Origin of the sequence: Streptomyces sp. ATCC 21386, from assembly GCF_018728545.1 — a bacterium.
Classification (GTDB): domain Bacteria; phylum Actinomycetota; class Actinomycetes; order Streptomycetales; family Streptomycetaceae; genus Streptomyces.
This window is the reverse complement of record NZ_JAAVVL010000008.1, coordinates 1-3,145: the sequence shown is the minus strand read 5'-3', so window position 1 is coordinate 3,145 and position 3,145 is coordinate 1. Positions and strand designations below refer to the sequence as shown.

Below are 3,145 nucleotides of genomic sequence, written 5' to 3'. Positions count from 1 at the left end.
AGATGGGTATAAGAGACGGGGGGGGGGCTGTGGGGCCTGTCGCGGGAACTCCTCGCACAGGCCCGCTGAGTACTTCTGCCGGACACGACCGCCTGCCACCGTCAGCACGCGGTCCTCGCCCGGTCTCCGGTCGGCCTTCGACTGATCTCCCACCGGTCCTCAGTGCTGCGGCTGTGCGCGCAGCCCGTCGAGGATGAGCGCGAGCATGCGGGGAGCGCGGTCCTCGGGGACGGCGGCGGCACGCCAGAGCGCGCCGGTGAGCTGGAGGAAGTCACCGGGGTCCGCGTCCGCGCGGATGCTCCCGTCCTCCTTGCCGGCGTCGAGGAGCTCGCTGATGGCGGTGATGACCGGGCCATAGCTCTGTTCGCTCATCGCCTGGTGCGCGCTGGGGCTGAGGGCCTCGCCCAGGCCGTGCTTCCTGCGCATGGCCTCGACCAGGTCGAGCGTCCAGGCGCGCAGCGCCTCCGGGGGCGGCATCCGGGAGAGCAGGTCGGGCACGGTGCCTGTGATGCGGGTGACTTCGTCCTGATAGACGGCCAGGACCAGCGCCTCGCGGGTGGGGAAGTTGCGGTACAGCGTGCCCGGGCCGACGCCGGCGCGCTGGGCGATCTGGTTCATCGACGTGCCGCCGTCCTCGCCCAGCGCCTCGCGGGCGGCAGCGAGGATGCGCGCCCTGTTCTCACGGGCGTCGGATCGGACCACGAGTTCTCCCCTTGCTAAGTGGAGAACTCTCCACTACGTTATTCGGAGAGTTCTCCACTTACTCTAGAGGGGCACCATGCACTACATCAAGCTCGGCACCACTGGCCTGGACGTGTCACCGATCGCCATCGGCGCCATGACCTACGGCGAACCCGACCGCGGGCATCCCGTCTGGTCGAAGGGCGAGGCGGGGGCCCGCCCGCTCATCAAGCACGCCCTGGAGACGGGCATCAACTTCTTCGACACCGCGAACTTGTACTCCAACGGCTCCAGCGAGGAGATCCTCGGCCGCGCACTGAAGGACTACGCCGACCGCGACGCCGTGGTCATCGCCACGAAACTGCGTCACCCGATGCGCCCGGGCCCGAACGGACGCGGACTGTCCCGCAAGGCGATCATGACCGAGGTCGACCACTCCCTGCGCCGCCTCGGCACGGACTACATCGACCTCTACCAGATCCATCGCAACGACCACTCCACCCCCTGGGAGGAGACACTCCAGGCCCTCAGCGACCTCGTGCAGGCCGGTAAGGTCCGCTACCTCGGCGCCTCCTCCATGCACGCCTGGGAATTCGCCAAGGCCCTCCACCTGCAGAAGCAGCACGGCTGGGCGCGGTTCGTGTCGATGCAGAACCACTACAACCTCCTCGCCCGCGAAGAGGAACGGGAGATGATCCCGCTGTGCCTGGACGAAGGCATCGGCACCCTCATCTGGTCCCCCCTGGCCCGCGGCCGCCTGGCCCGGGCCTGGGACGACACCCGCTCCACCCAACGCTCCGAAACCGACGCGGCCTACGCCGATCTGCTCTACTCACCCGCGCAGGAAGTGTCCAACAAGGCGATCATCGACGCCGTCGGCCAGGTGGCGGACGCGCACGGCGCGAGCCGCGCCCAGATCGCGCTCGCCTGGCTGCGCCGCCGACCGGTGGTCACCGCGCCCCTGGTCGGCGCAGGCTCCATCCGCCAGATCGACCAGGCCGTGGCCTCCCTCGGCATCGACCTCACCGACGACGAGGTGCGCGCCCTGGAAGCCCCATACACCCCGCGCTACGACTGGCAGGGCGTCTCCGACGAGGCCGAGCTGGAGGCCATCCGCCAGCGCATCCCCGGAATGGCCCTGTCATGAACCCCATCGTCCGCTCCGGCCCGGCCGCCCGCGCCGGGGGCCTGCTCATCCTGCTCGGCCCGCTGGTGTCCTGGCTGGCGGAGTTCGTCACCGCCGCCGCATGGCAGGACCCGCCGTACTCGCCCTTGCACAACTGGGTCAGCCACCTCGGCCTGACCGGCCCGCCCCAGACCGCGTTCGGGCAGGTCGCCAACTCACCCCTCGGCGCCGTCATGAACACCGGCTGGGTGGTCTACGGAATCCTCCTGGCCGTCGGCGCGTTCCTCGTGTTCGACCCGCGCAAGAGCCTCCGCCCGGCCATCATCATGATTCTCGCCGTCCTGTCCGGCGCCGGAGTCGGCCTCGTCGGCATCTTCCAAGGCTCCAACGCCAACGTCGACAACGGCCTGATCGCCCTCCACACCCTCGGTGCGCAGACCGTCATGCTCACCGGCAATGTCATGGCGATCGCCGTCGGAGCAGGCGGCGCACGCATCGGCCTCAGCCGACGCCGCTCGACCGCGAGCATCGCCCTGGGCACCGCGGGCCTGACCGCCTTTCCGCTCTTCATGGCCGACGCCCTCACCGGCTGGATGTGGAACATCGGCCTGCTCGAACGCGCCGTCATCTACCCGATCATGATCAGCCACGCCCTCCTCGCCAGCAGCATCGCCGTCCGACGACTGCCTGTGACACCCCCACGCACCCCGCTTCCCACGCACGCCACCAGCTGAGGAGACACCCATGACACCCGTACTGGTCACCGGAGGGACCGGATTCATCGGAAGCTGGTGCATCCTCGCCCTGCTCGACACCGGCCACACCGTCCGCACCACCGTCCGCGATCCACAGCGCGAACCGGCCTTGCGCTCCTGGCTGCACGAGGCCGCCGTCTTCGACGACGACCGGCTCACCGTCGTACACGCCGACCTCCAGCACTCCGACGGCTGGGACGCCGCCGCAGCCGACTGCGAGCACGTCCTCCACGTCGCTTCACCCACCCTGCGTCACACCCCCGCAAGCGACGACGACCTGATCGTCCCGGCCCGCGAAGGGGTCCTGCGCGTCCTGCGCGCCGCACGTGACGGAGGCGTCCGCCGTACCGTGCTGACCAGTTCCTTCGGCGCCGTCGGCCTCGGACACCCCCCACGCTCCACCCCGTTCACCGAGGAGGACTGGACCGACATCGACGCCGAAATCCCGCCCTACCAGCGTTCCAAGACCCTCGCCGAGCGTGCCGCCTGGCGGTTCATCCGGGAGGAAGGCGGCGGTATGGAACTGACCGCCGTCTGTGTCTTATACACATCTGACGCTGCCGACGAACTCTAGGGTGTAGAT

3 protein-coding genes and 1 pseudogene are annotated in these 3,145 nt (G+C 69.4%); 3 read left to right on the top strand and 1 reads right to left on the bottom strand.

Annotated elements, in window-relative coordinates; genetic code table 11:
* Positions 1–159: 159 nt before the first annotated feature.
* Entirely contained in the window at positions 160–702 is a 543-nt protein-coding gene (locus GWK25_RS43065) for a TetR/AcrR family transcriptional regulator (RefSeq protein WP_215458189.1), read from the bottom strand.
* Positions 703–778: 76 nt separating this feature from the next.
* Between GWK25_RS43065 and GWK25_RS43060 the strand changes: the two genes are divergently transcribed.
* From GWK25_RS43060 to GWK25_RS43050, 3 genes and pseudogenes are all read left to right on the top strand, one after another.
* Entirely contained in the window at positions 779–1,828 is a 1,050-nt protein-coding gene (locus GWK25_RS43060; protein WP_215458187.1) for an aldo/keto reductase, read from the top strand.
* Positions 1,825–2,541 (top strand): DUF998 domain-containing protein, encoded by a 717-nt coding sequence (locus GWK25_RS43055; RefSeq protein WP_215458185.1) that lies wholly within the window; start codon positions 1,825–1,827, stop codon positions 2,539–2,541. Before GWK25_RS43060 ends, GWK25_RS43055 begins: the two co-directional genes overlap by 4 nt.
* A 10-nt stretch (positions 2,542–2,551) precedes the next feature.
* Positions 2,552–3,097, top strand: a pseudogene (locus GWK25_RS43050) (NAD-dependent epimerase/dehydratase family protein); the annotation flags it as partial.
* Between the last annotated feature and the right edge of the window lie 48 nt (positions 3,098–3,145).

Bases quoted from the DNA above. Each gene is read 5' to 3' on its own strand.
- GWK25_RS43060 (WP_215458187.1), top strand. From the start codon at position 779: ATGCACTACATCAAGCTCGGCACCACTGGCCTGGACGTGTCACCGATC.
- GWK25_RS43055 (WP_215458185.1), top strand. From the start codon at position 1,825: ATGAACCCCATCGTCCGCTCCGGCCCGGCCGCCCGCGCCGGGGGCCTG.